23 protein-coding genes are annotated in these 24457 nt (G+C 65.9%); 10 read left to right on the top strand and 13 right to left on the bottom strand.

Annotated elements, in window-relative coordinates; translation table 11 throughout:
- Window positions 1-6 precede the first annotated feature (6 nt).
- A complete protein-coding gene (locus DOM66_RS15490) occupies window positions 7-1395 on the top strand; it encodes a sodium:solute symporter family protein (RefSeq protein WP_198651799.1) in 1389 nt (462 codons plus the stop codon).
- A gap of 78 nt (window positions 1396-1473) precedes the next feature.
- Here the strand turns inward: DOM66_RS15490 and DOM66_RS15485 are convergent, their stop codons facing one another.
- The 12 genes from DOM66_RS15485 to DOM66_RS15430 all read right to left on the bottom strand — a co-directional run bounded on the left by DOM66_RS15485 (window position 1474) and on the right by DOM66_RS15430 (window position 13668).
- Entirely contained in the window at window positions 1474-2070 is a 597-nt protein-coding gene (locus DOM66_RS15485; protein ID WP_110690793.1) for a phosphatase PAP2 family protein, read from the bottom strand.
- Between the two features lie 428 nt (window positions 2071-2498).
- Window positions 2499-3641: an N-acetylmuramoyl-L-alanine amidase gene (locus DOM66_RS15480; protein ID WP_110676075.1), complete on the bottom strand. Its 1143-nt coding sequence runs from the start codon at window positions 3639-3641 to the stop codon at window positions 2499-2501.
- A gap of 155 nt (window positions 3642-3796) precedes the next feature.
- A complete protein-coding gene (locus DOM66_RS15475; RefSeq protein WP_110690813.1) occupies window positions 3797-4408 on the bottom strand; it encodes an HAD family hydrolase in 612 nt (203 codons plus the stop codon).
- A gap of 116 nt (window positions 4409-4524) precedes the next feature.
- On the bottom strand, window positions 4525-5364 hold the full coding sequence (locus DOM66_RS15470) for a metal ABC transporter permease (RefSeq protein WP_110690792.1): 840 nt from the start codon (window positions 5362-5364) through the stop codon (window positions 4525-4527).
- Window positions 5361-6296 carry a metal ABC transporter permease gene (locus tag DOM66_RS15465; protein WP_110690791.1) on the bottom strand — a complete coding sequence of 312 codons (936 nt, stop codon included), beginning with the start codon at window positions 6294-6296 and terminating at the stop codon, window positions 5361-5363. Before DOM66_RS15465 ends, DOM66_RS15470 begins: the two co-directional genes overlap by 4 nt.
- On the bottom strand, window positions 6293-7270 hold the full coding sequence (locus tag DOM66_RS15460) for a manganese/iron ABC transporter ATP-binding protein (protein ID WP_110690790.1): 978 nt from the start codon (window positions 7268-7270) through the stop codon (window positions 6293-6295). Before DOM66_RS15460 ends, DOM66_RS15465 begins: the two co-directional genes overlap by 4 nt.
- The gene (locus DOM66_RS15455; RefSeq protein ID WP_280951268.1) at window positions 7267-8208 is read right to left on the bottom strand and encodes a metal ABC transporter substrate-binding protein; all 942 of its coding nucleotides are present in this window, start codon (window positions 8206-8208) and stop codon (window positions 7267-7269) included. The genes DOM66_RS15460 and DOM66_RS15455 overlap by 4 nt, the downstream gene beginning before the upstream one ends.
- Window positions 8209-8583: 375 nt before the next feature.
- Window positions 8584-9276: an SDR family NAD(P)-dependent oxidoreductase gene (locus DOM66_RS15450; protein WP_188115199.1), complete on the bottom strand. Its 693-nt coding sequence runs from the start codon at window positions 9274-9276 to the stop codon at window positions 8584-8586.
- Between the two features lie 177 nt (window positions 9277-9453).
- The gene (locus DOM66_RS15445; RefSeq protein ID WP_223162013.1) at window positions 9454-10764 is read right to left on the bottom strand and encodes an aspartate aminotransferase family protein; all 1311 of its coding nucleotides are present in this window, start codon (window positions 10762-10764) and stop codon (window positions 9454-9456) included.
- A 2-nt stretch (window positions 10765-10766) separates the two neighbouring features.
- Entirely contained in the window at window positions 10767-11861 is a 1095-nt protein-coding gene (locus DOM66_RS15440) for a phosphotransferase (RefSeq protein ID WP_157959068.1), read from the bottom strand.
- Entirely contained in the window at window positions 11861-12886 is a 1026-nt protein-coding gene (locus DOM66_RS15435; RefSeq protein WP_110690786.1) for a histone deacetylase family protein, read from the bottom strand. Before DOM66_RS15435 ends, DOM66_RS15440 begins: the two co-directional genes overlap by 1 nt.
- Before the next feature lie 98 nt (window positions 12887-12984).
- Window positions 12985-13668, bottom strand: coding sequence for a GntR family transcriptional regulator (locus DOM66_RS15430; RefSeq protein WP_110676057.1), 684 nt, complete (start codon window positions 13666-13668; stop codon window positions 12985-12987).
- Between the two features lie 166 nt (window positions 13669-13834).
- Between DOM66_RS15430 and DOM66_RS15425 the strand changes: the two genes are divergently transcribed.
- From DOM66_RS15425 to DOM66_RS15395, 7 genes are all read left to right on the top strand, one after another.
- Window positions 13835-14599, top strand: coding sequence for a class II aldolase/adducin family protein (locus DOM66_RS15425; protein ID WP_407071990.1), 765 nt, complete (start codon window positions 13835-13837; stop codon window positions 14597-14599).
- A 230-nt stretch (window positions 14600-14829) separates the two neighbouring features.
- Window positions 14830-16401: an ABC transporter substrate-binding protein gene (locus DOM66_RS15420; RefSeq protein ID WP_110690785.1), complete on the top strand. Its 1572-nt coding sequence runs from the start codon at window positions 14830-14832 to the stop codon at window positions 16399-16401.
- A gap of 67 nt (window positions 16402-16468) precedes the next feature.
- On the top strand, window positions 16469-17449 hold the full coding sequence (locus DOM66_RS15415; RefSeq protein WP_110690784.1) for an ABC transporter permease: 981 nt from the start codon (window positions 16469-16471) through the stop codon (window positions 17447-17449).
- Window positions 17450-17658: 209 nt separating this feature from the next.
- Complete coding sequence (locus tag DOM66_RS15410; RefSeq protein ID WP_110676051.1) at window positions 17659-18492, top strand: ABC transporter permease; 834 nt, start codon at window positions 17659-17661, stop codon at window positions 18490-18492.
- Window positions 18493-18502: 10 nt separating this feature from the next.
- Complete coding sequence (locus DOM66_RS15405) at window positions 18503-20221, top strand: ABC transporter ATP-binding protein (RefSeq protein WP_110690783.1); 1719 nt, start codon at window positions 18503-18505, stop codon at window positions 20219-20221.
- 24 nt (window positions 20222-20245) lie between these two features.
- Window positions 20246-21241 carry a 2-hydroxyacid dehydrogenase gene (locus DOM66_RS15400; RefSeq protein ID WP_232825230.1) on the top strand — a complete coding sequence of 332 codons (996 nt, stop codon included), beginning with the start codon at window positions 20246-20248 and terminating at the stop codon, window positions 21239-21241.
- 40 nt (window positions 21242-21281) lie between these two features.
- Entirely contained in the window at window positions 21282-22301 is a 1020-nt protein-coding gene (locus DOM66_RS15395; protein WP_110690782.1) for a histone deacetylase family protein, read from the top strand.
- A 3-nt stretch (window positions 22302-22304) separates the two neighbouring features.
- Here the strand turns inward: DOM66_RS15395 and DOM66_RS15390 are convergent, their stop codons facing one another.
- Window positions 22305-22829 (bottom strand): GNAT family N-acetyltransferase, encoded by a 525-nt coding sequence (locus tag DOM66_RS15390; protein WP_110690781.1) that lies wholly within the window; start codon window positions 22827-22829, stop codon window positions 22305-22307.
- Between the two features lie 174 nt (window positions 22830-23003).
- Between DOM66_RS15390 and DOM66_RS19645 the strand changes: the two genes are divergently transcribed.
- Together DOM66_RS19645 and DOM66_RS15385 are read left to right on the top strand one after the other, a co-directional pair.
- A complete protein-coding gene (locus DOM66_RS19645) occupies window positions 23004-23210 on the top strand; it encodes a hypothetical protein (protein ID WP_157958849.1) in 207 nt (68 codons plus the stop codon).
- Between the two features lie 281 nt (window positions 23211-23491).
- On the top strand, window positions 23492-24442 hold the full coding sequence (locus DOM66_RS15385) for a LysR substrate-binding domain-containing protein (RefSeq protein ID WP_110676043.1): 951 nt from the start codon (window positions 23492-23494) through the stop codon (window positions 24440-24442).
- The last annotated feature ends 15 nt before the right edge of the window (window positions 24443-24457 follow it).

The raw sequence follows: 24457 nt of genomic DNA, 5'->3' as shown, positions 1-24457 counted from the left end.
TGCACCATGCATGCACTCTTCGTCATCGCCTATCTGCTGCTGATGGTCGCCGTGGGGCTCTACTTCTCGCGGCGCAAGGTCCACGACGATACCGACTTCATCGTCGCCGGACGCTCGCTCTCGACCCTGGTGCTCACCGCGACGCTGCTGGCGACCTTCGTCGGCTCCGGCTCGATCGTCGGCGGTGCCAGCTTCGTGTTCCAGCACGGGCCGGGGGCGGCGATCTTCTTCTTCGCCGGCACGCCGATCGCCGCCCTGGTGGTCTACTTCCTGCTGGCGCGCAAGATGCGTCGCTCGCGTGCCACCACCATTCCGGCACTGATCGAGACGCGCTTCGGCCCGGTGGCGCGCTCGATCGCCTCGCTGATCATCCTGCTCGCCTATGTCGGCATCGTCTCGTATCAGTTCACCGGGGCGGGCCAGGCGCTCAATCTGGTGTTCGGCCTGCCGGTGTGGCAGGGCGTGGTGATCGCGGCGCTGGTGATGATCGGTCTGGCGACCATGGGTGGGCTGGTCTCGGTGGCCTACACCGACTACCTGAGCGCGGTGATCATCTTCGGCAGCATGCTGATCGCGCTGCCGCTGGTGCTGACCCGGCTGGGCGGCCTCGACGGCCTGTTCGAGGCGCTGCCGGCGACCCACCAGACGCTGCTCGGCGGGCTCTCGCCGTGGCAGGCGCTGGGCTACTTCCTGCCGCTGTTCCTGCTCATTCTGGGCGATCAGAACCTGTTCCAGCGCTTCGCCGCGGCGCGTGACCCGGCCACCGCCAAGAAGGCTGCGATGGGGCTGGTGCTCGCCTCCATCGTTTGCACCTCGCTGATCACGCTGCTGGTGTGCGCAACCCGTGTGCTCTATCCCGATATCACCCCCTCGACCGCGATGATGACCCTGGCCCAGCAGGGCGTTCCGACGGTGATCGGCGGTCTGCTGCTGGCCTCGATCGTGGCGCTGCTGCTGACCACGGGCAATTCGTACCTGCTGTCGGCCTCGGCCAGCCTGACCCAGGATATCGTCGGTGGCCTGTTCAAGATCCAGGTGCCGGCGGGCAAGGCGCTGCTGCTCAACCGCCTGGCGGTGGTGCTGCTCGGCCTCCTGGCCTGGATACTGGGCGCCTTCTTCCCCAGCGTGCTGGCGATGCAGATGTACTCCTACGGCATGTACGGCGCGGCGATCACGCCGGTGTTCCTGGCCGCCCTGCTGTGGCCGCGGGCGACCCCGGCCGGGGCGCTGTCGGCGATGATCGTGGGTGGCGTGATGACACTGGTGTGGGAGATCGCCCTGGGCAAGCCGATGGGCTGGAACAGCGTGCTGGTGGCGATGCCGCTGGCGGCGCTGACGCTGATCGGTGTCAGCCTCGCCGGGCGGCGTCCGGCGGCGGTCTCGAGCGCTGCCTGAGGGGAACGCAGACGCTGGCAGCGACGCCGAACGCACGGCCGGGCAACCTGCCCGGCCCTTTGGTCTCTGGTGCTTGGGTCAGCGTGGCAGCCAGCCGCGGGAAATCAAGGGCGCCAGCAATCGCCGGTGAATCCCCCGGGCCAGCCTGTGCAGCGCGGGCATGTAGTAGGTCTCGCCGCGCGCGGCGAGTAGCGCCACCGTGCCCGAGATGGCCAGAGCCCCCAGCATGTCCAGGGGAAAGTGCACCCCCAGATAGATCCGCGACCAGGCGATGCCCAGGCCGATGGCGGCGAAGATCACGCCCAGCGGGCGCAGCTCCCGCGACAGCAGCAGGGTCACCGCGGCGGCGGTGATCACCGTCATGTGGTCACTGGGGAAGGAGCTGTCGGCGGCATGCGTCAGGTAGGTGTGCCCCACCGGCAGCATGAACGGGCGCGGATGACTCCATACCAGCCCGATTACGCTGTTGACGCCGAGCGCCGCGACGCAGGCCACCAGGCCGCGCAGTGCCAGGCGCTGGTGCGCCGGGTCGCGCTGCAGCCAGCCGACGATCATCAGCAGCGGAACCAGATAGATCGCGTAGATCGCCAGCGCGTAGGCGAGATCGAGGGTCAGCCGGGAGGCGTGGGCGGGGGCGTTGAGCCAGTCGAACAGGCGAAGGTTGAGCGCTTCCATGATAGCGGTACGTCGGCGTCCTTGAGCGTCGTGCGGAGAGAACCAGATCGCCATGCTACTGCCGCGGAGGCGGGCGGTGCGCAGGGATTGGTAACGAAACGGTCATCTTTTTGTCAGCCGCTGCCCGATGCTGTCGGCGCCCGGCAACGGGGTGACCGTCTGTGTTCTACGCCGGTTCGCTTAACACGAGCTTATAACGCCTTTCACAGCCGCTGGACGATGTAGGCTCATCCGGCGGCAGGGCGTCGCGAGGGCGCTGTGACCCCCTCCCTGGGCGCTACCTTTGCCATCCCTGGCAAAGGACCCTCGCTTTGCCCTGCCTCCGGCGCCCATCGTCAGAGGGTTTGTAAACACCCTCTTAGGGCGGCCACGCCGTCGCTGACGGCGTGGCCGGGTGGCGCTGATAGCGGAGAGGCGTGGCCGGCACTTCACGCCGGCAGCGGGTTGGCCTCGAAGAAGTCGGCCACGCTCTGGTGCAGCGCCTCGGCCAGCGACTGCTGGTGCGACTTGATCAGCAGGCGCTTGCAGTCGGCGCGGTTGGACATGAACCCGGTCTCTACCAGCATCGAGGGGATGTCCGGCGACTTGAGCACGGCGAACGCCGCCTTGTTGACCCGATGCTGATGCAGGTGGGTCACCTCGCCGAGATGGCCGAGCGTGGTCTTGGCCAGCTTCTGGCTGGCGACGTCGGTACCGCGCATCGACAGGTCGATCAGCACCGACTGCACGTCGGGGTCATCCGAATAGATGTTGCTGTCGCGGGTCGAATCGTAGCGGTCGGCAGCGTTCTGGCTCTCTGCCAGCCAGCGCGCCATCGCCGAACTGGCGCCGTGCTCGGAGAGGATATAGACCGAGGCCCCCGAGGCCGAGGGGGTGGGCGCGGCATCGGCATGGATCGAGATGAACAGATCGGCGTGATGGTCGCGGGCCATCAGCACGCGTTGATGCAGCGGGATGAAGATATCGCTGTCACGGGTGAGCGACGGCTCGAAGCGCGGGTCCGCGTGGAGCCGCGCCTTGAGCGCATCGGCTACGCCCAGGGCGACGTACTTCTCGTAGTGATCGTCGGCGCTGATGCAGCCGGGGTCCTTGCCGCCATGGCCGGCGTCGATCTCGATGATCGCCTTGCGCGGCTGGTGGTGGGATTCGGCTTCGGCGGTGACCGCCGCCATCAGCGGATCGGGGTCGTTGATGCTGACGATCAGCTGGGCGCGGTGGGCATCCAACTCGCGCACGTGGGTCTTGGGCTGCTTGAGCCGCTTCAGATCGAGCACGATGCGAATGCCGTCGCCGTGACGTCCGGTACGCACATCCTTGACGATACCGGCGTGCTGCCTTGGGGCGGTCGACGGTGCGATGCGCGAGACCTGCGGCAGGTCGATGACCACCCGCGGCGGGTTATCCAGGGTGAAGACCTTGTGCTCGTGGCTGCCCTCGAGCTCGATGACGAAGCTGGCGCTGTCGTCGTCTTCCTGCAGGGTGAAGGGGGTGAGCGGGTTGGCGGCCAGCGCGCGGGTACTGGGGAGGAGACAGGTGGCCAGAAGCGTGGTGATGAAGCGCCTTCTATCCATGACGGTGACTCGTAAAGATGGGTGACAATGGGTAACGAGACTGACGTTATAACATAACTAAATTAGCCCATAGGGCAACAAGACTCTGACCCTTGCCGACAGCAAACGATCCCTTGGCGTGTGATAGCCCGCAGGCTTTGGCCACCCGCGATTCGCTATCGGTCAGCCGGCGTCACCTTCGCCAGCAGCGCCTGGCAGTCCGGAAAGTGCCAGTCCACCGCTTCGGGGCAGGGGTTGTCGGGCACGTTGACGAGAATCGTGGTCGCCCCTGCCGCGCGGCCACAGGCCATGTCCATGGGGCTGTCGCCGACCATCACCACCGCCGAGGGGGCGGTCTGCCAGTGCTGGATGAAGTGGTCGAGGCCGCCGGGGTGGGGCTTGGGCGGCGCCTCGTCGCGGCCGAGCACGTCGTCGGCGGCGAAGCACGCGTCCAGCCCGATCGCCTCCAGGGTGATATGCGCCAGCTCCTTGGCGTTGCGCGTCAGGATGCCCAGCCGGCAGCCGCGCTGGGTCAGCGCCAGGATCAGCTCGACCGCGCCGCTGGCGGCGGTCGAGCGCATCGCCAGCGCGCGCTCGTGCTCCAGCAGCCAGGCGTGCTTGGCGTCGCGCTCGGCCCTGGGCAGGGTCTCCAGGTGGTGCAGGATATCGGCGCTTTCGGGAATCTCCAGTTCGCGCCGGATCGCCGGGAAGTCGTGTACGCCGACGGTGAGCGTGCCATCCATGTCGAAGACCCAGTGGCGGCGGTGGTGCAGGGGGTGGGACGTCATGGGGCGCTCCTCGCGTGGCATGCCAGGCATCCTGCCATGATCGATGGGGCTATGCGACGCGGTTGTGCGATTCGGCCGCGCCTTCGACAACCGCCCGCTCAGATCATCGCTTCGTGTCATACCATCGCTTCGCTTCTGGCCGTCTGGCGCAGTGAGTGGACGAAGGTGATCACGAACACCAGCGTATAGAGCAGCACGATGGTCGGCGCTGGCGCACTGTCGATGAAGAACGACAGGTAGACGCCGAGGAAAGCCACCGATACCGACATCGCCACCGCCACGATCAGCATGATGCCGAAGCGCCGGGTCAGCAGGAAGGCGACCGCGCCGGGGGCGATCAGCAGCGCGATGGCGAGGATGATACCGGCGGCCTTGAGTGCCCCGACGATGGTCAGCGAGATCAGGCAGAGCAGGCCGTAGTGCAGCCAGCGGGTGTGCAGACCGACGGCGCGGGCCTGGGTCGGGTCGAAGGCGTGGAGCAGAAAGTCCTTCCACTTCAGCCCGATCACCCCCGCCGTGACCAGCGCGATCGATGCCGACTCGACGATGTCCTGCACCCCCACGCCGAGAATATTGCCGAACAGGATATGGTCGAGATGCACCGTCGACTGGATCTCGACATAGAGCACCAACCCCAGTCCGAACATGCCCGAGTAGACGATGCCCATCACCGTATCCTGCTTGATGCGGCTGTTCTCCTTGAGAAAGCCCGTGGCGACGGCGCAGAACATGCCCGCAGCGAAGGCGCCGACGGCGAGCGGTATACCGATCAGGTAAGAGATCACCACGCCGGGGAAGACCGCGTGCGAGATCGCATCCCCCATCAATGCCCAGCCTTTCAGCACCAGAAAGCAGGAGAGCAGTGCCATGGGGATCGCCACCAGCACGGCGATGATCATGGCGTCGAGCATGAAGTCGAACTGGAACGGGGCGATCAGCCACTGACCGAGACTCATCGGGTTTCCTCCCGGGGCAGCGACTGTGTCTCGTGCAGGGTGCGCGACGCCCGGCGGCGCGCGGCGAGCATGCCGTGCTTGGGCGCCAGGAAGAAGGCGCTCAGGAAGATCAGCGTCTGCAGCACGACGATGACACCGCCGGTGGCACCGTCGAGGAAGTAGCTGATATAGGCGCCGGTGAAGCTGGTCAGCGTCCCTATCGCGACCGCGATGACCAGCAGGCGTGGAAAACGGTCCGTGAGCAGATACGCCGTGGCGCCCGGCGTGACCACCATGCAGATCACCAGAAAGGCGCCCACCGTCTGCAGCGCGGCCACGGTGGACGCCGAGAGCAGCGTGAAGAAGGTGATCTTGAGCGCGCGGGTGTTGAGTCCGAGCGTGCGCGCATGGTGCTCATCGAAGAAGGTCACCAGCAGATCCTTCCACTTGACCAGCAGCACCGCGAGCGAGACGACGCCGATGATCGTGAGCTGGAGGGTATCGCTCGGCGTGATCGCCAGCACGTTGCCGAGCACGATCGACTGAATGTTCACCGCCGCCGGCGCCAGCGACACCATGAACAGCCCCAGACCGAAGAAGGCGGTGAAGATCAGCCCGATGATCACGTCCTCTTTCAGCTTGCTGCGCTGGTCGAGAAACAGCATCGCCGCCGAGGCGAGACCGCCGGCGAAGAAGGCGCCGAGCGCGAAGGGCAGGCCGAGCATGTAGGCCCCGGCCACGCCCGGCACGATCGAGTGCGACAGCGCATCGCCGATCAGCGACCAGCCCTTGAGCATCAGATAGCAGGAGAGAAAGGCGCAGACGCCGCCCACCAGCGCCGAGACCCCCATGGCGTTGCGCATGTAGCCATAGCCGAACGGCTCGCCAAGATAGCCGAACGGCTCGCCAAGATAGCCGAACGGCTCGCCAAGATAGGGGAGCAGCTCGCTCATGACTGGCGCTCCTCCGGTGTCTGGCGCCTCTCCGGCGACTGGCGCTGGCGTGCTGCGATGCCGTTGTGCAGCACCAGCGCGCGCTCGTCGTCGGTGAACACGCCGACCGGGTGGCGTGACGCGCCGTCGTCGGCACTCTGTTCGAGCATGAAGTGGCGCAGGACGCCGCCGAAGGCGCGTTCCAGATTTTCCTGGGTGAAGGTCTCGGGCGTGGGGCCGTGGGCGAGCACAGTGCCCTTGATCAGCACGCTGCGATCGCAGAACTCCGGTACCGAGCCCAGGTTGTGGGTGGAGACCAGTATAACTCGACCTTCATCGCGCAGTTCGCGCAGGAGCGCGATGATCTGATCCTCGGTCTTGACGTCGACCCCGGTGAACGGCTCGTCGAGCAGAATCACCCGGCTATCCTGCGCCAGCGCCCGAGCCAGGAAGACGCGCTTGCGCTGGCCGCCGGAGAGCTCGCCGATCTGGCGCTGGCGGAACTCACGCATGTCGACCCGATCCAGTGCCGTCTCGACCGCCTCGCGATCCTGGCGCTTGGGGATTCTGAGCATGCCCATATGGCCGTAGCGGCCCATCATCACCACGTCCTCGACCAGTACCGGGAACTGCCAGTCGACCTCCTCGGACTGGGGGACATAGGCGATCAGGTTGCGCTTCAGGGCGCTATCCACGGACATGTCGAGCACGCGAATCTCGCCCCGGGCGAGCTTGACGAAGCCCATGATCGCCTTGAACAGCGTCGATTTGCCGGAGCCGTTGACCCCGACCAGCGCGGTGATGGTGCCGTTGGGGATCTCGAAGCTGGCGTCGCGCAGCGCGGTGTGGCCGTTGCGGTAGGTGACCGTGGCCCCCCTGACGGCAAGGCCGCCCCCCGGTGGTCGGGTGTCGGCGACCTGTGATGGTCGGGGGGCGGCGACCTGTGATGGTCGGGCTTCGGCGACCTGTGAGGCTCGGGTGTCGGCGGACGTCATTGCGCCTGTCCTTGGCTGAGCCCCGCGGTCAGACCATCGGCGATGGTTCGGGAGGTGACCTCGACCAGATCGATGTAGGTCGGTACCGGGCCATCGGCGGCGCTCAACGAGTCGACGTAGAGCACGCCACCGTAGCGGGCGCCGGTCTCGCGGGCGACCTGCTGCGCTGGCTTGGCGGAGACGGTGCTCTCGCTGAAGACGGCGGGGATGTCATGTGCACGCACTGTGTCGATCACCTGGCGAACCTGCTGCGGCGTGCCCTGCTGGTCGGCGTTGATCGGCCATAGATAGCGTTCCTTCAGGCCGAAGTCCCGGGCCAGATAGGAGAAGGCGCCTTCGCTGGAGACCAGCCAGCGCTTCTCCTCGGGGATGGCGGCGAACGTCGCGCGGACCGGCGCGATGGCGGCTTCGATCTGCTGCTGGTAGGCGGCCGCATTGGCGCGATAGGTGTCCGCGTTGTCCGGATCGTGCTGGATGAAGGCATCGCGGATGTTATCGACGTAGATCATCGCGCTCGACGGCGACATCCAGGCATGCGGGTTGGGTTTGCCGTCGTAGGGGCCGGCAGCGATGCTGATCGGCTCGACGCCGTCGGAGACCACGGCGCTGGGCACGTCATGGAGATGTTGGAAGAACTTCTCGAACCAGCGCTCCAGATCGAGTCCGTTCCACAGGATCAGATCGGCGCCCTGGGCGCGCATGATGTCGCCCGGCGTCGGCGAGTAGTCGTGGATCTCGGCGCCCGGTTTGGTGATCGACTCGACGGTTGCCGCATCCCCGGCCACGTTCCGGGCCATATCCGCGATCACCGTGAAGGTCGTCACCGCCTTGAACGGGTGGGGCGTGTCATCCTGCGCAAAGGCTGGCAGCGCGATCATCAGCGTCGTGAAGGTCACGATCCGCACCAGCGTCGAACGTCGATCAGTCATTCCAGGCATGCGGGGCTCCGAGTCGAAACGAGGCTTTACAGGGTGGCCGCCACCGGTGTGCTCCAAGCCCACTCACGGCGTCGAGCGCGAAACGGTAGCGTGATTTATTTTTACCATGGTTAAATAGTGTTCCTTTGGTTGCGATGTATAGCATCGGTTGATTCGGCTGTGAAGGGGGGAAGCGATGGCAATCGAAAAAGCGGGAGGGGCGCAGTAGGGAAGGCGCGCAGTGGAGAAAGGATCGAAGGGGGAGGAAAGGCGCGACGCGGGAGAAGCGGGGGAAGTGGGAGAAAGTGGGAGAAAGTGGGAGAAGTGGCCGGACCGCTCGAGGGGGCAAGCTCGGGTCCTTGACGTCCGGGTGGAGCTTGCCCATGAGCCGCTAATTCAGATCGTGTCCTCGATCTGCCAGTTGATCGGGACCGTGGCGATGCCGGCAGAGGGCGGCAGCGTCACGAGCATCTGTACCACGCGGGCGACCTCCTCGGGTTGGGTGACGCTGGCGCCATCGACCTGGGCGGCGGTGGCCATATCGGTCGCGACGAAGCCGGGGCAGATCGCGGTGGCGCGGACACGGGTCTCCGCCGTGCAGTGGCGCAAGCCGTGGACGAACGCCTGGGCGGCAAACTTGCTCATCGCGTAGAGACCGGAAGCGGCGGATCTGACCCTCAGCCCGGAGAGCGAGACGATCGAGATCACCTTGCCCTGTTCGGCGGCGACCAGGTGCGGCCAGGCTTGCTGAGTGAGCAGCATCGGCGCGCGGGCATTGACCGCCATCACGCGGTCGAACTCATCGCCACTCGCCTCCAGTACCGTCGATTGGCTGAGGATACCGGCGTTGTTGATCAAGGCATCCAGGCGGCCGAAGGTGCGCAGGGTTTCATCGACCCAGGCCTGGCCGCTGGCGGCATCGAGGGCATCGTAGTGATAGCTCAGCCAGTCGTCGCGCGTCGGACGTTCGCTGGGCGGGGTACGGCAGCCAAGACTCACGCGCCAGCCGGCGGCCAGCAGGGTGTCGGCAATGCTGGCGCCAATACCGCGATTGGCGCCACTGATCATGGCAACCGGAGCGTCGGACATGATCTCTCTCCTGGTTCGGATGGAGTGACGGATGGAATGACGGGTGGGGTGACGGGTGAGGGCCAAGCCAGGCCGCTGGGCGTTCTCGTCATGTTCAGCATGCCGCTTGCAGCGGTCTATCACCGCGCCTGAGTCGTCATGTTAGTGGTTGGCGGTCAGGAACGTCATTGTCGGGACTTATCTGTCGCGCCATGTCTCGAGCACGTCGACCAAGGTCGCTTCGAGCACCTCGCACAGACGTTCGACGTGCGTGCGCTTGAAGACCAGCGGAGGGCGGATCTTCAGCACATTGGCCTGTGGCCCGGTGGCGCTGATCAGCACCTGGCGCTCGCGCAGGCCGTCGACCAGCGCCTGCGCGAGCGCGGCGTCCGGTGCGCCCTGGGCATCGAGCACCTCGACACCGGCCAGCAGACCCGCACCGCGCACCGCGCCGAGCCGATCCGTGGTGGCCGCGATCTGACCCAGGCCGGCGTGCAGATCGGCGCCAACCGTGGCGGCCTGTGCCACCAGATTCTCCTCGGCCATGACGCGCTGGACCGCCAGCGCGGCGGCGCAGGACACGGGATTGCCGCCGAAGGTATTGAAGTAGCGCGCCGTCTCCCCGAAGTGGTCCATCACATCGCGCCGGCCGGCAACCGCGGCTACCGGATGGCCGTTGCCCAGCGGTTTGCCGAGCGTGACCAGATCGGCCCTGACGCCGTGGCGGGGGAAGCCCCACAGGACGCCGGTGCGGCCGAGCCCGGCCTGCACTTCGTCGGCGATATAGAGCCCGCCGGCGCGCCGGATCGTCTCGACCGCCGGGGCGAGAAACCCGACCGGATCGGTCACGATGCCGTCGCTGGAGAAGACACTGTCGAGCAGCAGCGCGGCGGGCCGGATGCCGTGGGCGGCGAGATCATCGATCGCCGCCTGCACGCCGGCGGCGAAGCGTACACCCATCGCCGCGGCGCCGTCACCGCGATCCACGGGCGCTGGCACGGTGCGCACGCTGGTGCCCAGCTTGACCTTGCTGCCGAGGGAGGGCGACGCCTCGGCGATCGCCTGGGTCACGCCGTGATAGGCCAGCTCGGTGACGATCAGCCCCTCGCCGCCGGTGAAGGCGCGGGCCATGCGCAGGGCGAGATCGTTGGCTTCACTGCCTGAACAGGTGAAGACCAGCTGTGCCAGGGGCGCCGGCAGTGAGTCGATCAGCCGTTCGGCGCAGTCGAGGATCGTCTCGTGTAGGTAGCGGGTATGGGTATTGAGGGTGGCCGCCTGGTTGGCGATGGCTTCCACGACCTTCGGGTGGCAGTGGCCGACACAGGCGACGTTGTTGTAGGCGTCCAGGTGCGCCGTGCCGTGACGGTCGAAGAGCCACACGCCCTCACCGCGCACGGGATGGAACGGCCGCTGATAGAACAGGCGGTAGGAGGCGCCGAGCAGGCGCTGGCGCCGCGCCAGCAGGGCCGCGTCGACGGCATCGTCATCTTTCACGCTGGGCTCCTGCATGTTCATTCTCCCGTACCCGATGAATTGAAGGGTGAATCGAGCGCCTCGCTCAGGCGGCGCTGGAAGGTCGCCGCGGACAGGCTCAGGCAGTGCTCCAGGGCCCGGCGGGAAGCGGCCGTATTGCGCAGCAGGTAGTCGGCGTTTTGCGGGTAGCGTCCGGCGCGATGGGTGGAGACCGTAATCGCCATTGCCAGCCGGGTTTCGATCAAGCCGCGCAGCAGTGCGCCCTCTGCATCATCGAGCGGCGAATGGGCATGATAGCCGGCGATCAGCGCCAGGGCCCCCGCCAGCGGATCGGCGGCATCCTTCATCTGGTAGGCCGCGGCCACGGCGAGATCGACCACCCGCGGGGCGAACAGCATATCGCCGAAATCGATGATCCCCGCGGGGTGCTCGGGCAAGGGGTTGGCGTCGCCCTGGGTCGATGTGAACAGCACGTTGTGACCATTGAGATCGTTATGGATCGGCTGACGCGGCAGCGCCGCCAGGCGTGGACGCAGCTGCTCGGCGAAGCGCTGAAGCCGGTCGCGGATGCGCTGGCGCGAGGCGTCATCGAGGCTATCGGTCTGCGGCAGCAGGTCGTCGGCGCGCTGCAGGTCCCATGGCATCGACAGCTCGCGAACCGGATGGTCGAAGTCGGCCAGGGCGACGTCGATCCGCGCCAGCCAGCCGCCTAGCCTGGACTGGAAACGCGGGGAGGCCACGTGGTCGGCCAGCGGCGTGCCGGGCAGGAAGGTCGACAGGCGCACGTGACTGACGCGGCCATCCTCGAGCCGCAGCGGTGGCGCCGGATCGCCATCGCGGTCGCGCAGCACCCGCGGAACCGGCAGGGTCGGATCCCGTTCGGCCAGGTGCATCAGCGCCCGGACCTGAAAATCGCTCACCGCCTGGCGCTCCGCCGGATGGGTGAACTTGAGCAGGTAGCGCTGGCCGTCGGCCGCCGCCGCGCGAAAATTGCAGTCGCGCTCGCCGCTGAGTGGCTCGAGGGTGGCAGCGAGGCCGAAGCGCGTGGCCAGCACCCGTTGGGCGGTCTCTGGCGACACCGTCAGGGCCGTGGCCGCGAGGACGTCCGTGCTGTCGTCTGTGTGACTCGTCATCATTCGAACCCCGACAGCGCGCTGACCAGGTTGTCGCCGAGGGCATCGGAGAGGTAGCCCCCCTCCTGCACGATGACGGTGGGCAGGCCGAGCTGGGCGATCTGGCGGGTGATCTGCGCAAAGCCCTGCGTGGTCACCGCGACGCCCTGGTAGGGGTCGTGTGCGTAGATATCGAGGCCGAGCGAGACGACGAGCGCACCGGGGGCGAAGTCGGCGATGCGCTCGCAGGCGCGGGTCAGCTGGCGCAGATAGCCAGCGGTCTCGAGCCCCTGGGGCAGCGGCAGGTTGAGGTTGTAGCCCTCGCCGGCGTCGCGCCCGGTTTCATGCGCGTGACCGGTGAAAAAGGGGGTCATGAAGTGCGGGTCCGCATGCAGCGAGACCGTCAGCACATCGTCACGGTCGTAGAAGATGCCCTGGGTGCCGTTACCGTGGTGAACGTCGATATCGAGTATCGCCACCCGGGCATGGTGACGGCGTAGCGCGCTGGCGGCGATGGCGGCGTTGTTGAGATAGCAGAAGCCGTTGGCACGCTCGGCGTAGGCGTGGTGCCCCGGCGGGCGGCACAGCGCGTAGGCGAGGCGATGACCTGACTGGACGTGGCGAGCCGCGCTCAGGGCGCACTGGGCGGCACCTCTCGCCGCCCGCCAGGTGCCGGGCCCGATCGAGGCGGCCATATCGCCCAGGTGGAAGCCGACCCGCCCGACCAGATGATCCGGGTAGGTGCAGGGCTCGCCGGGAAAGGGGTGGACGTTGGCGACCACTTCCTCCGGGTTGCGGTCCTCCAGAGCCAGCCAGCGGCTGTGGACGTGTTCGAGGAAGTCGAGATAGCGCGGGGTGTGGACAGGGGACAGTGTGTCGTGGTCGACCTCGGCATCCGCGGTGACCAGGGTATGGCCGGCGCTGGCGGCGGAGCGCTGCAGGCGATCGGCCCGTTCCGGCTGCTCGTTGCTGCGGCGGACCTGACCGCGCACGACGAAGAACTGCGGGTCGTGATCGCGGTGAGCGTCACTCACGAACACATGCATAGTCATCTCCCCCTGGTTGGCAGGTCTGCGATATCGGTACTCGGGCCCGTGCGGTACGGCCAGAGACCGCTGCCATGCTCACGGGCGCCGGGCCGCCATCAGCGCTTGGCACGTTCCCGGAACATCTCCATCACCCGCTGCTGGGCGACGCCGATATGGTAGTCCAGCGCCGCCTCGCCGGCGTCGGGGGAGCGGGTGCGCAGCGCTTCCAGAATCGGCTCGTGGGTATCGGCGACGCGCATGGCGTCATCGTAGAGCTGACCGATCAGCAGAATGCAGAAGCGCATCTCGTGGCACAGCTCGTCGAACACGCGCACCAGGCGCTGGTTGCCGCTGAACTCGCACAGCATGCGATGGAAGGCGACATCCTCCTCGATCTGCTGCACGGCGGTGCCGTCGCGGGCTACCTGGCGCATCTTCTCGAGCTGATGCGTGAGCGCCGCTTCCATCTCGTCGGTCAACTTGCCGGCGAGCAGGCGAACGGCGTGGCGCTCGAGGCAGAGGCGCAGGTCGTAGACATCCTCCAGCTCGTCGGCGTTGAAGGTGCGCACGAAGAAGCCGCGCCGGGGCTGGGAGACCAGCATGCCACGGCTTTCGAGCAGACGTGCCGCTTCCCGCACCGGGGCGCGGCTGACGCCGAAGTCGCGTGCCAGTTGCGCTTCGGCCAGATGCACCCCGGGTGCGAAATCCCCCTTGAGCAGCGCTTCCGTCAGCATGTCGGCAATCTGGTTGACCAGATCGCGCTGCTGAATGGTGGCAAATCCCTGCGTGGTCGTCGTCATGGCATCTCGTTTGGCTGGCGGTTGGCATCGCTCACACACTCTGTGGCGATCGTAGCGGGTCGACTGTCGAGTGTCGACAGTTTGAAAATTGCCTGATAGGTTAATGACAGACCCCGCGGTCGCCGACGATGACGGCGCTGTCGCATGCCCCCACAGGAGATCGATGATGGATATGGCGAATGACGCTCACCAGGCCTCGAAGCAGGTCGCACGTCGCGACCTGGCGGCAGCCTATCGGCTGATCGCGCATTTCGGCCTGGATGACAGCATCTATACGCATATCTCCGCACGTGCCGAGGCGGGCAAGGAGAACTTCCTGATCAACCCTTACGGCTATCGCTTCGAGGAAGTGACCGCGGCCAATCTGGTGACCGTCGATCTCGAAGGGAAGGTGCTCGACGATCCGGAGCGTGCCGGGATCAACAAGGCCGGCTTCACCATCCACAGTGCGATCCACGAGGCGCGCCCGGACGTTCACTGTGTACTGCATACCCACTCGGTGGCCGGTGTCGCCGTCTCGTGTCTGGAAGAGGGGCTGTTGTCCCTGAACCAGTGGTCGATGGAGTTCCACGGCCGCACCGCCTATCACGACTACGAGGGGATCGCCCTGGACCTGGCCGAGCGCGAGCGCCTGGTCGCGGATCTCGGCGACAAGCCGGTCATGGTGCTGCGCAACCACGGCATGCTGGTGTGTGGGCGTAGCGTCGGCGAGGCTTTCAAACGGATGCACAACCTCGAGCGCAGCTGTCAGGCACAGCTCGCGCTGATGGGCAGCGGCATGAAGATTCGCCGGGTGGACGATGCCCTGGCCGAGCACACCGCGCGGCAGTACGAAAAGTGGGACGCGGATCACGGTGTCACCGATCGCGATCCGGAGTGGGAGGCCTATCTGCGCCTGCTGCAGCGCATTCAGCCCGATTTCGAGGGCTGACGGAGCGCCGCTGGAGGCCCGCACGTCTGCCGGCGATCCCTGAGGTTGGATATCAGAGACGGGACAGTACGAGGTCGTACATCACCCGGTCGTACATCACCAGATTGGACATCACGAGGCTGGATACGAGAAGGCGCGCGGTAACCCTGACCTATCGCGCTGAACGCGTCTGAAAGGCGCTTTGACAGTGGTTCGAAGATTCGACAAATCCAATAACGACGAGATCTGCCATGACCCTGCTATCGTCCGTGACCGGCCGTCTGACGGCGGCCGCGCTATCGCTTGCTGTCGCACTGCCCGCCGTGGCTCAGGAAACGCCGTCATCCGGCGGAGTCGCCAATGTCGCCATTCAGCCCGAGCCGCCGGGGCTGATGCTGCCGCTGGTGCAGAATGCCCCCACCCAGCGGGTGGCCGGGAATATCTTCGAAGGGTTACTGCGTTACGACGCCGACCTCGAGCCGATGCCGCAGCTGGCGACCTCCTGGGAGATCAGCGACGATGGCCTGACCTACACCTTCCATCTGCACCCCGACGTGACATGGCATGACGGCGAGGCGTTCTCCGCCGCCGACGTGGTGTTCTCCGCCGATGTGTTCCTGCGCGAGACCAACCCGCGAACCCGCGCGATTCTCGACCACGTCGCCAGCATCGAGGCGCCGGATGACGAGACGGTGGTCTTCACGCTCAAGCAGCCCTTCCCGGCCTTCATCCAGGCCTTCGAGGTCGGTACCTTGCCGATCGTGCCCAAGCACCTCTACGCGGGCACCGATTTCTACAACAATCCGGCCAACAACCATCCGATCGGCACAGGCCCGTTCGAGTTCGCCAAATGGGATCGCGGCTCGGTGATCGAGCTGGACAAGAACCCGAACTACTACGAAGCGGGCAAGCCCTATCTCGACAAGATCTACTGGCACGTGATCCCGGATGCGGCGTCCCGGGCAGCGGCCTACGAGAACGGGACCCTGAACATCATGCCCGCCGGCTCGGTGGAGAACTTCGATATCCCGCGTCTCGCCAAGTTGGACGGAAGCTGCATGACGGAGGCGGGCAGCGAGTACTTCAACCCGTTCGCCATGCTGTGGCTCAACAACCGTGAAGGGCCGACCGCCGACAAGCGCTTCCGCCAGGCGGTGATGTACGCCATCGATCGTGATTTCGCCAAGAACGTGCTCTGGAATGGGCTGGGCAAGGTGCCCAACGGCCCGTTCAGTTCGACCCTGGCCGCTCATGACGACGATCTCCAGCCGTACCCCTACGACCCTGACAAGTCCAGGGAGCTGCTCGCCGAGATGGGCTACAAGGGCGAACCGGTACGCTTGTTGCCGCTGCCCTACGGCGAGACCTGGACCCGCTGGGCGGAAGCCGTGCGCCAGAACCTCGAGGATGTGGGCATCGACATCGAAACCGAGTCCTCGGACGTGGCGGGGTGGAACCAGAAGGTGAGTGACTGGGACTACGATATCGCCTTCACCTACCTGTTCCAGTATGGCGATCCGTCACTGGGCATCGCCCGGACCTACATCTCCAGCAATATCGCCAAGGGTTCGCCGTGGAACAACGTCGAGGGCTACGAGAACCCCGAGATCGACAAGCTGTTCGCCGCTGCCGCGGTGGAGAACGACCCCGACAAACGCCAGGCGATGTACGACCAGATTCAGCAGACGCTGCACGACGACGTGCCGCTGGCGTGGATCATGGAGCTGGCGCAGCCGACGATCTACCGCTGTAACGTGCATGACCTGATCACCACCGGTATCGGTCTCAACGACGGGTTCAAGAACGCCTGGATCGAGCAGTAGGCGACCCCCGTTTCGGTAGGCAGCGTCGGCGGCCTTCAGGTGGCCGACGCTCGGCGAGGACAGAACCATGGCTTATGTCTCTCTGATCCTGGGTCGTGTCGGCAAGGCCGTCATCGTGCTGTTGGCGATCCTGGTATTCAATTTCTTCCTGATTCACGCCGCCCCCGGTGATCCGGCGGCCGTCATGGCGGGCGAAGCCGGGGCGACCGACCAGCAGTTCCTCGACGATCTGCGCGAACGCTTCGGTCTCGACCAGCCACTGCCGGTGCAGCTCTGGCGCTACATGAGCGGGGTGCTGCAGCTCGACTTCGGCTACTCCTATCGCCAGCAGATGCCGGTGCTCGATCTGATTCTGGAGCGATTGCCGGCGACGCTGCTGCTCACCGGCGCGGCGTTCTGCATCTCGCTGCTGTTCGGGATCATCGCGGGGGCGCTGGCCGCCATGCGCGCCAAACGGCCATCGGGCTCGATCATCATGGGGCTGGCGCTGCTGTTCTATGCCACGCCGCTCTACTGGGTGGCGATGATGGCGGTGCTGGTCTTTTCGGTGACGCTCGACTGGCTGCCCGCCTACGGCTACTCGACGGTCGGTGCCGACTACACCGGCCTGGCCCACGTCGGCGACGTCGCGGTTCATCTGATTCTGCCGGCGCTGACGCTGGGGCTGTTCTTCATGGCGGTCTACACCCGGATGACGCGCACCTCGATGCTGAGCGTGTCGCAGCAGGATTTCGTCAAGACGGCACGCGCCAAGGGGCTGGCGCCGGGGGTGATCCAGCGTCGGCATATCCTGCGCAATGCACTGCTGCCGATCATCACCCTGGCCGGGCTGCAGGCCGGGCAGATGGTGGGCGGGGCGGTGCTGACCGAGACCGTGTTCGCCTGGCCCGGTATCGGCCGGCTGATGTACGAGGCGCTGATGCAGCGGGACTACAACCTGCTGCTGGGCATCTTCTTCTTCTGCGCGCTGCTGGTGATCCTGTTCAACATGCTCACCGACGTGATCTATCGGCTCGCCGATCCGCGGATCAAGCAAGGCGCTACCTGAATGCCTGCGCGGACGGATCGCTTTGCTATGGCCGCCGTCCTGGCGGCCACCGAAGGCCAGCCTGCGGCTGTTCCATTTCGCTCCCGGCGAAATGGTGCGCGGTGCTCTAGCGCAATCCTAACAGCCAGTTATGTCTTGCTCTCTGCGCGCCGAGCGCCTCGCGCTTCATTCCGCTCGGCGATCCAGGCAACTCTTTCTTTGGGGGCCGCATGAATTTCTTCAAACGCTTTGCCCAGAATCGTGGCGCCCTGGTGGGGCTGGTGATTCTCGGTCTGGTGGTGCTGCTGGCCTTGCTGGCGCCCTTTCTCTATCCCGACTCTCCCTGGCGCATGGTGCAGCGACCGTTTCTGGCGCCGGGCGAAGTCTCCGGTTTCTGGCTGGGCACCGATGTCATGGGGCGCGACGTCGCCGCGGGGCTGGCCCACGGCGCCTGGGTGTCGCTGCTGATCGGCTTGATCTCCACCGTGGTGGCGCTCGCCATCGGGGTGCCCCTCGGGGCGCTGGCGGGGTATTTCGGTGGCAAGGTCGACGACGCTCTGATGCGCTTCACCGAGTTCTTCCAGACCATTCCCAACTTTGCGCTGGCGATCGTGCTGGTGGCGATCATGGAGCCGAGTACGTTCTCTATCGTGCTGGCCATCGCCATCGTCAGCTGGCCGCCGGTGGCGCGCCTGGTGCGCGGTGAATTTCTCTCGATCAAGCATCGCGAGTACGTCGAGGCGGCGCGCCTGGTCGGCCAGACCCACCGTGACATCATCATCAAGCAGATCCTGCCCAATACGCTCTCACCGGTGATCGTGCTGGCCTCGCTCATGGTGGCCACGGCGATTCTGCTGGAATCCTCGCTCTCCTTCCTCGGTCTCGGCGACCCGGACACCATGTCCTGGGGCTACATGATCGGCGCCGCGCGGACGGTCATGCGCCAGGCCTGGTGGCTGTCGGTCATTCCGGGGGTGGCGATCCTGCTCACGGTGCTGGCGCTCAATCTGGTCGGCGAAGGGCTGGATGATGCACTGAACCCGCAGCTCGCCAGAGCTCGCTAGGAGACCGACCATGAGTGAACCCACACGAGAGTCCGGCGCGCCCCTGCTGCGTATCGAGCGCCTGTCGCTGGCCCTGCCGGAGGGCGCCGACCGGCTCTATGCCGTCGATAACGTCAGTTACGACCTGACGGCGGGCGAGATCCTGTGCGTGGTCGGCGAATCCGGTTCCGGCAAGTCGATGACGGCCAATGCGCTCATGGGGCTCTTGCCGAGCGGTGTGCGTGTCGCCCAGGGGCGGGCGCTGTTCGACGGCCAGGACGTGCTGGCGATGGATGAACTCAGCCACCGTGCCCTGCGCGGGCGGCGTATCGGCATGATCTTTCAGGAGCCGATGACGGCGCTCAACCCGCTGATGCGGGTCGGCGAGCAGATCGCCGAAGTGTTCGAGGCGCATGATTTGTTGACCCCGCGGGCGCGCAAGGAGAGGGCGCTGGCGCTGCTCGAGGAGGTCCGCCTGCCCGATCCGACGTCGGCGTTGCGCGCCTATCCCTTCGAGCTCTCCGGCGGCCAGCGTCAGCGGGTGATGATCGCCATGGCCCTGGCCCTCGAGCCGGAACTGCTGATTGCCGACGAGCCGACCACGGCGCTGGATGTGACCACCCAGGCGCAGATTCTGCATCTGGTGAAGGATCTGCAGGCGCGGCGCGGCATGGCGGTGATGTTCATCACCCACGATTTCGGCGTGGTCGCCGAGATCGCCGATCGCGTCTGCGTCATGCGCGAAGGCAAGATCGTCGAGATGGGGGAGGCCCGCGAGGTGCTCGACCATCCCCGGCATGACTACACCCGTGCGCTGATCGACGCCATCCCCGCCGATGTCGTGGCGGCGGTAGGAAGACCCGCCGATGTCCTGGCGGCGGTGGAAAGGCCGGGGGGTGCCATCCCGCCGCAGCGGGACGGCACGCAGTCGACACCGCTGTTGTCGGTCAGCGGCCTCGACAAGGTCTATCGCACCAGTGGCGGCTGGTTCCAGCCCAAGCGTGAAGTCGTCGCGCTCGATGGCATCGGCTTCTCGCTCGGCAAGGGCGAGACGCTGGGGATCGTCGGCGAGTCGGGCTCCGGGAAATCGACACTGGGGCGCTGCATCGTGGGCCTGAACCGGCCGGACAGCGGCGAGATCCGTCTAGACGGGGTGGACCTGAGCGCCCTGGAGGGCCGCGCGCTGCGAGCGCATCGGCGTCGCATCCAGATGGTCTTCCAGGACCCGTATGCGTCGCTCAACCCGCGCATCCGTGTCGGCATGGCGATTGCCCAGGGGCCGATCGCCAACGGCGTGCCCAAGGCCGAGGCGCTGGCACAGGCGCGGGCGCTGCTGGCAACGGTGGGGCTCGATGGCGGCGCCGCCGAGCGCTATCCCCACGAGTTCTCCGGCGGCCAGCGTCAGCGTATCGGCATCGCCCGGGCGCTGGCGCTCAACCCCGAACTGATCGTGGCCGACGAGGCCGTCTCGGCGCTGGACGTCTCGATCCAGGCGCAGGTGCTGAAGCTGCTCGATGACCTGAAGCGGGAGCTCGATCTCTCGCTGCTGTTCATCACCCATGACCTGCGGGTGGCGGCCCAGATCTGCGATCGTCTGATCGTGATGCAGAAGGGCCGTATCGTCGAGCACGGCAGCGCCAGGGAGATCTTTAACTCGCCGCAACACCCCTATACCCGCGAGCTGCTGGAAGCGATACCGGGACGCCGCGATGCGCCGGCGCCGGTGACGGCAACCGCCGGGGTGCTCTGAACCGATCCACGACACCGGGAACGCATGACGACCATGGAAACCGAACATCACGCTCGGACACCCGAACCAGGCGCCGGTGCACCCACCGTACAGGGCGTGCTGTTGGGCTCGGCCGAGATCATGACGACCTACATTGCCGCCTTCGAGCAGGTGGCGCCGCATATCCGTCTGGCACTGCCGGATGCCATCACCGATCCCGAGAGCGTGACCTTCGCGCTAGCCTGGGACCCGGGAGCCGAGGATTTCCGGCCCTATCCCCATCTGCGCCTGGTGTCGTCGATCGCCGCTGGCGTCAACGGGATTCTCCAAAGCCCCAGCCTGCCGAGTGACGTGCCGCTGATGCGCATTGCCGGTGAGTCCCAGGCCCAGATGATGGCGGGATTCGTGACCTGGCACGTGCTGTGGCATCACCGTCGCTTCGGCGACTATCTGCGCCATCAACGTCAACGCCACTGGGAGCGTCTGCCGAAGCGCGCCGCCGCGGATGTCCGCGTGGGGCTGCTGGGGGCGGGCAGGATGGGCGGGGCGGTGGCGCGCTCACTGGTGGCGCTGGATTACGACGTGGCGATCCATTCGCGCAGCGGGCGCAACCTGCCGGCCGGCGTCGAGGGGTTCAGCGGTGAGGCGGGGCTCGAGCGGCTCGCGGCGCGCAGCGACATCCTGATAAATCTGCTGCCATTGACCCCGCAGACCCGGGGCATCCTCGACGCCACGCTGTTTGCCCGGATGCCACGGGGCGCGGCGCTGATCCACGTCGGGCGCGGTGAACATCTCATCGAGGACGACCTGCTCGCGGCCCTGGCGAGCGGCCAGCTTGCGGCGGCCTCGCTGGACGTCTTCGCGATCGAGCCGCTGCCGCAGGATCATCCGTTCTGGCGGCACGAGCGGATCCTGGTCACGCCGCACGATGCCTGTGACTCGACCCCGCCACAGGTGGCCCAGGCGGTGGCGAAGGCGCTGCAGCGTCTGGAAAGCGGCCAGCGACCTGCGGGCATGGTAGATCGAACGGCGGGTTATTGAACCAGGCCTAGTCACGGATGGCGGACAACCAGGACACTCCATGAATACCTTCTTTCACGACGATCAGCTACTGCACCAGCCGCAGACCTATTTCTCCCGCGGCAAGATGCGCAAGCCCCAGGAAGTGCGCGACCGCGCCGAGCACCTGCTGGCCGCGGCCAAGCGGCTCGGTTTCCAGATCCAGGCGCCGACCGACCAGGGGGTCGGCCCGCTGCGCGCCGTGCACTCGCTGCCCTACCTGCGCTTTCTCGAGAGCGCTCACCGGCGCTGGCACGAGCTGGGCGAGGACTGGGGCGAGGAGGTGATCTCCAATGTGTTCGTGCGCTCGCCCAACGCCTTGCGCGGCATCCTTGCCGAAGCGGCGCGCTACCTGGCCGATGGTAGTGCGCCGGTGGGCCGGCACACCTGGCAGGCGGCCTACTGGGCGGCGCAGAGCGCGGTGGCGGGGGCCGACACCCTGCTCGCCGGCGAGCGCTTCGCCTATACTCTGTCGCGCCCGCCGGGTCACCACTCGGGGATCGACTCCGCCGGCGGCTTCTGCTTCCTCAACAACGCGGCTATCGCCGCACAGCGTCTGACCTCGCGCTATCCCCGCGTCGTCGTGCTCGATACCGACATGCACCACGGTCAGGGCGTGCAGGAGATCTTCTACGAGCGCGACGACGTGATGTATATCTCGATCCACGGCGACACCACCAATTTCTACCCGGTGGTCTGCGGTTTCGAGGATGAGCGGGGGCGCGGCGCGGGGCTCGGTTACAACCTCAATCTGCCGATGCCCCACGGATCACCGGAATCGGTCTTCTTCGCGCGGTTGGCAGAGGCTTGTCAGGCGATTCGCCTGTTCGAACCGGATGCGCTGGTGCTGGCGCTGGGCTTCGATATCCATGAGAAGGACCCCCAGGCCAAGGTGGCAGTCTCCACGTCGGGGTTCGGCAGACTCGGCCGCGACATCGCCGCCCTCGATCTGCCCACGCTGGTGGTGCAGGAGGGCGGCTACTACCTGGAAGGGCTCGAAGAGAACGCGGTGCGCTTCTTCGAAGGGTTGTTGGAGCGCTAAGACTTATTTCAGGCTGTTCTGCCGACGGTAGATATCGATGTTCGAGTGGTGGTGGCGAGATTGTGCCTCATGGCTCATGCCAATCTTCTGGGCGACCCTGGCGGACGCTCGGTGGTCGATGTCGACGATCGCCATAATGGAATCCAGTCCGCATTGCTCAAACCCGTAGCGAAGTGCGGCGCTAGCCGCTTCGGTGGCGAGGCCGGCACTCCAAGCTCTCCTGGCTAGACGATAACCGAGTTCGATCTCTTCCCTGCCATTGAGCTCTGTCGGACCCAGTCCGCAGAAGCCGAGCAGTACCCTGCGGGCCTTATCTTCCAAGGCCCACATTGCGAAGTTTCGCTCTGCCTGACAAGCCCGGTTGGCTGCAATGAAATCACGAGTCTTTTCAGTGCTGTAAGGCCCATGAAGCGAAAAACGCATGACCTCGGCATCGGCGAGAATCTCTGACAACGCGCCAATATCGGTCGGCCGAAATTCGCGGATTCGGAGCCTGCGGGTATCCACAATGGCGATGCTGTCGGTCATGTCGTCACTCACTTGCTCTGCTTCTGGGAACAGACTCAGCGGGGAGCGTGAGTCGCGGGGCGTTCGAGCTCATCGATGACCCGCATACCGATTATCGACGCCTCCAATTTTTCGTCACAGTCGTGTAATTATATCGTCCGTGTCATTCCCCCCCCCCATTCAAGCAGAAGCAGCGTGAAGATTTCACGGCGTATCAAGGCGTTGATCGTTATGGCCGTGGTTGTCTACGTGCTCGCGCACTTGATTCGCGCCATACTGTCGACGATGCTGCGTTCGAATGCGCTGCTGCATCCGTTGCGCCGGTCGCCGGCATCGCCGCGGCGTACCACGCGGCTCGAGAGCGACGAGGCCGAAACGCTGAAGCACCGCACGCGCTGCTGACGTCCAGTCGCTCGGCGCTTGTTGTGGTGTAAACCCGGCTCAATCCCCGTACATGTCACAGCGTCCCCCTTCACTATTAGGCGTGTCGAGATGGGGATATGCCGATCATCGACTCTGAGCGGCGAAGTCTGTCGTTTTCGGCGAGTCGTGTATTCGGCAAGCGTCCTGGCGCCTTATCAGATCGAAGACCTAGCATTCATGGTGATGCAAAAACTAAGGTCTAATACCTGGGCTGCGTAGTGCTGTGCTATAGAATCCGGTTTTGCAGCGGGTATCTACCTATGTCGCATCCTCTCCCTCCCTTGAATCCGCTGCGGGCTTTCGAGGTCGCGGCCCGGTTGTGCAGCCTGACCAAGGCGGCCGAGGAGCTGCACGTTTCGCAGGTCGCGGTGAGTCGTCAGGTCAAGGTGCTCGAGGACTACATGGGCGTGGTGCTGTTCTACCGCCAGCATCGCGGTATCGAGCTGACGCGGGAGGGGCTGGAGCTCTACCGAGGCGTGAAGAACGCCTTCAAGGAGATCTCCGACGCCAGCCGACGTGTCTCGCGTCGCGGGCGCAAGGATGTGCTGTCGATCCAGTCTTACACCACCTTTTCGCAGCGTTGGCTCATTCCCCGGCTGGCGGATTTCAACGCCCGCAACGACCTGCTCGAGGTCAAGCTCTCGTCGTCTCTGAAACCGGCGGACTTCGATAGCGGCAACGTCGACGCGGCAATCCGTGCCGGGCGCGGAGAGTGGTCGGACCTGCACGCCGAGAAGCTGGTGGATATCGAACTCATCCCCGTTGTCTCCGCCGCTCTGCAGGCCTCGGCCGGGATCAAGACCGTGCGCGATCTATCCCGCGTTCGGCTGCTGCACTCGATGGCCCGCTCCTCGGACTGGCAGCACTGGCTCGCCGCCTATGGCGATACGGTCGAGGACAAGGCGAGTGTTCAATTCGAGAGCTCTGCGCTGGCCTACGAGGCGGCGTCGACGGGTATGGGCTGCGCCATCGCCGTCAAGATGTTCGTGGAGAAGCAGCTCGAATCGGGAGAGTTCCTGGCCCCGTTCCCGGAGACGTTGAAGACCGGCGAAGCCTACTATCTGGTCTGGCCCAAGGGAACGCCGCCCTCGGATGCGCTGCTCAGATTTCTCGAGTGGATGCGGGGTGTGATGCAGACGCAAACGCCGGCAGCGCCCGCTGCCGGCGAAGAGGGAACGCCGCCGGCGCGGGTGCTGGACTCCCTCGGTTGAGGTCGGGCCGGCAGT

This window comes from Salinicola endophyticus, from assembly GCF_003206575.1.
Classification (GTDB): domain Bacteria; phylum Pseudomonadota; class Gammaproteobacteria; order Pseudomonadales; family Halomonadaceae; genus Salinicola; species Salinicola endophyticus.
The sequence above is the reverse complement of the archived record's forward strand: the minus strand, read 5'-3'. Positions and strand labels throughout refer to the sequence as shown.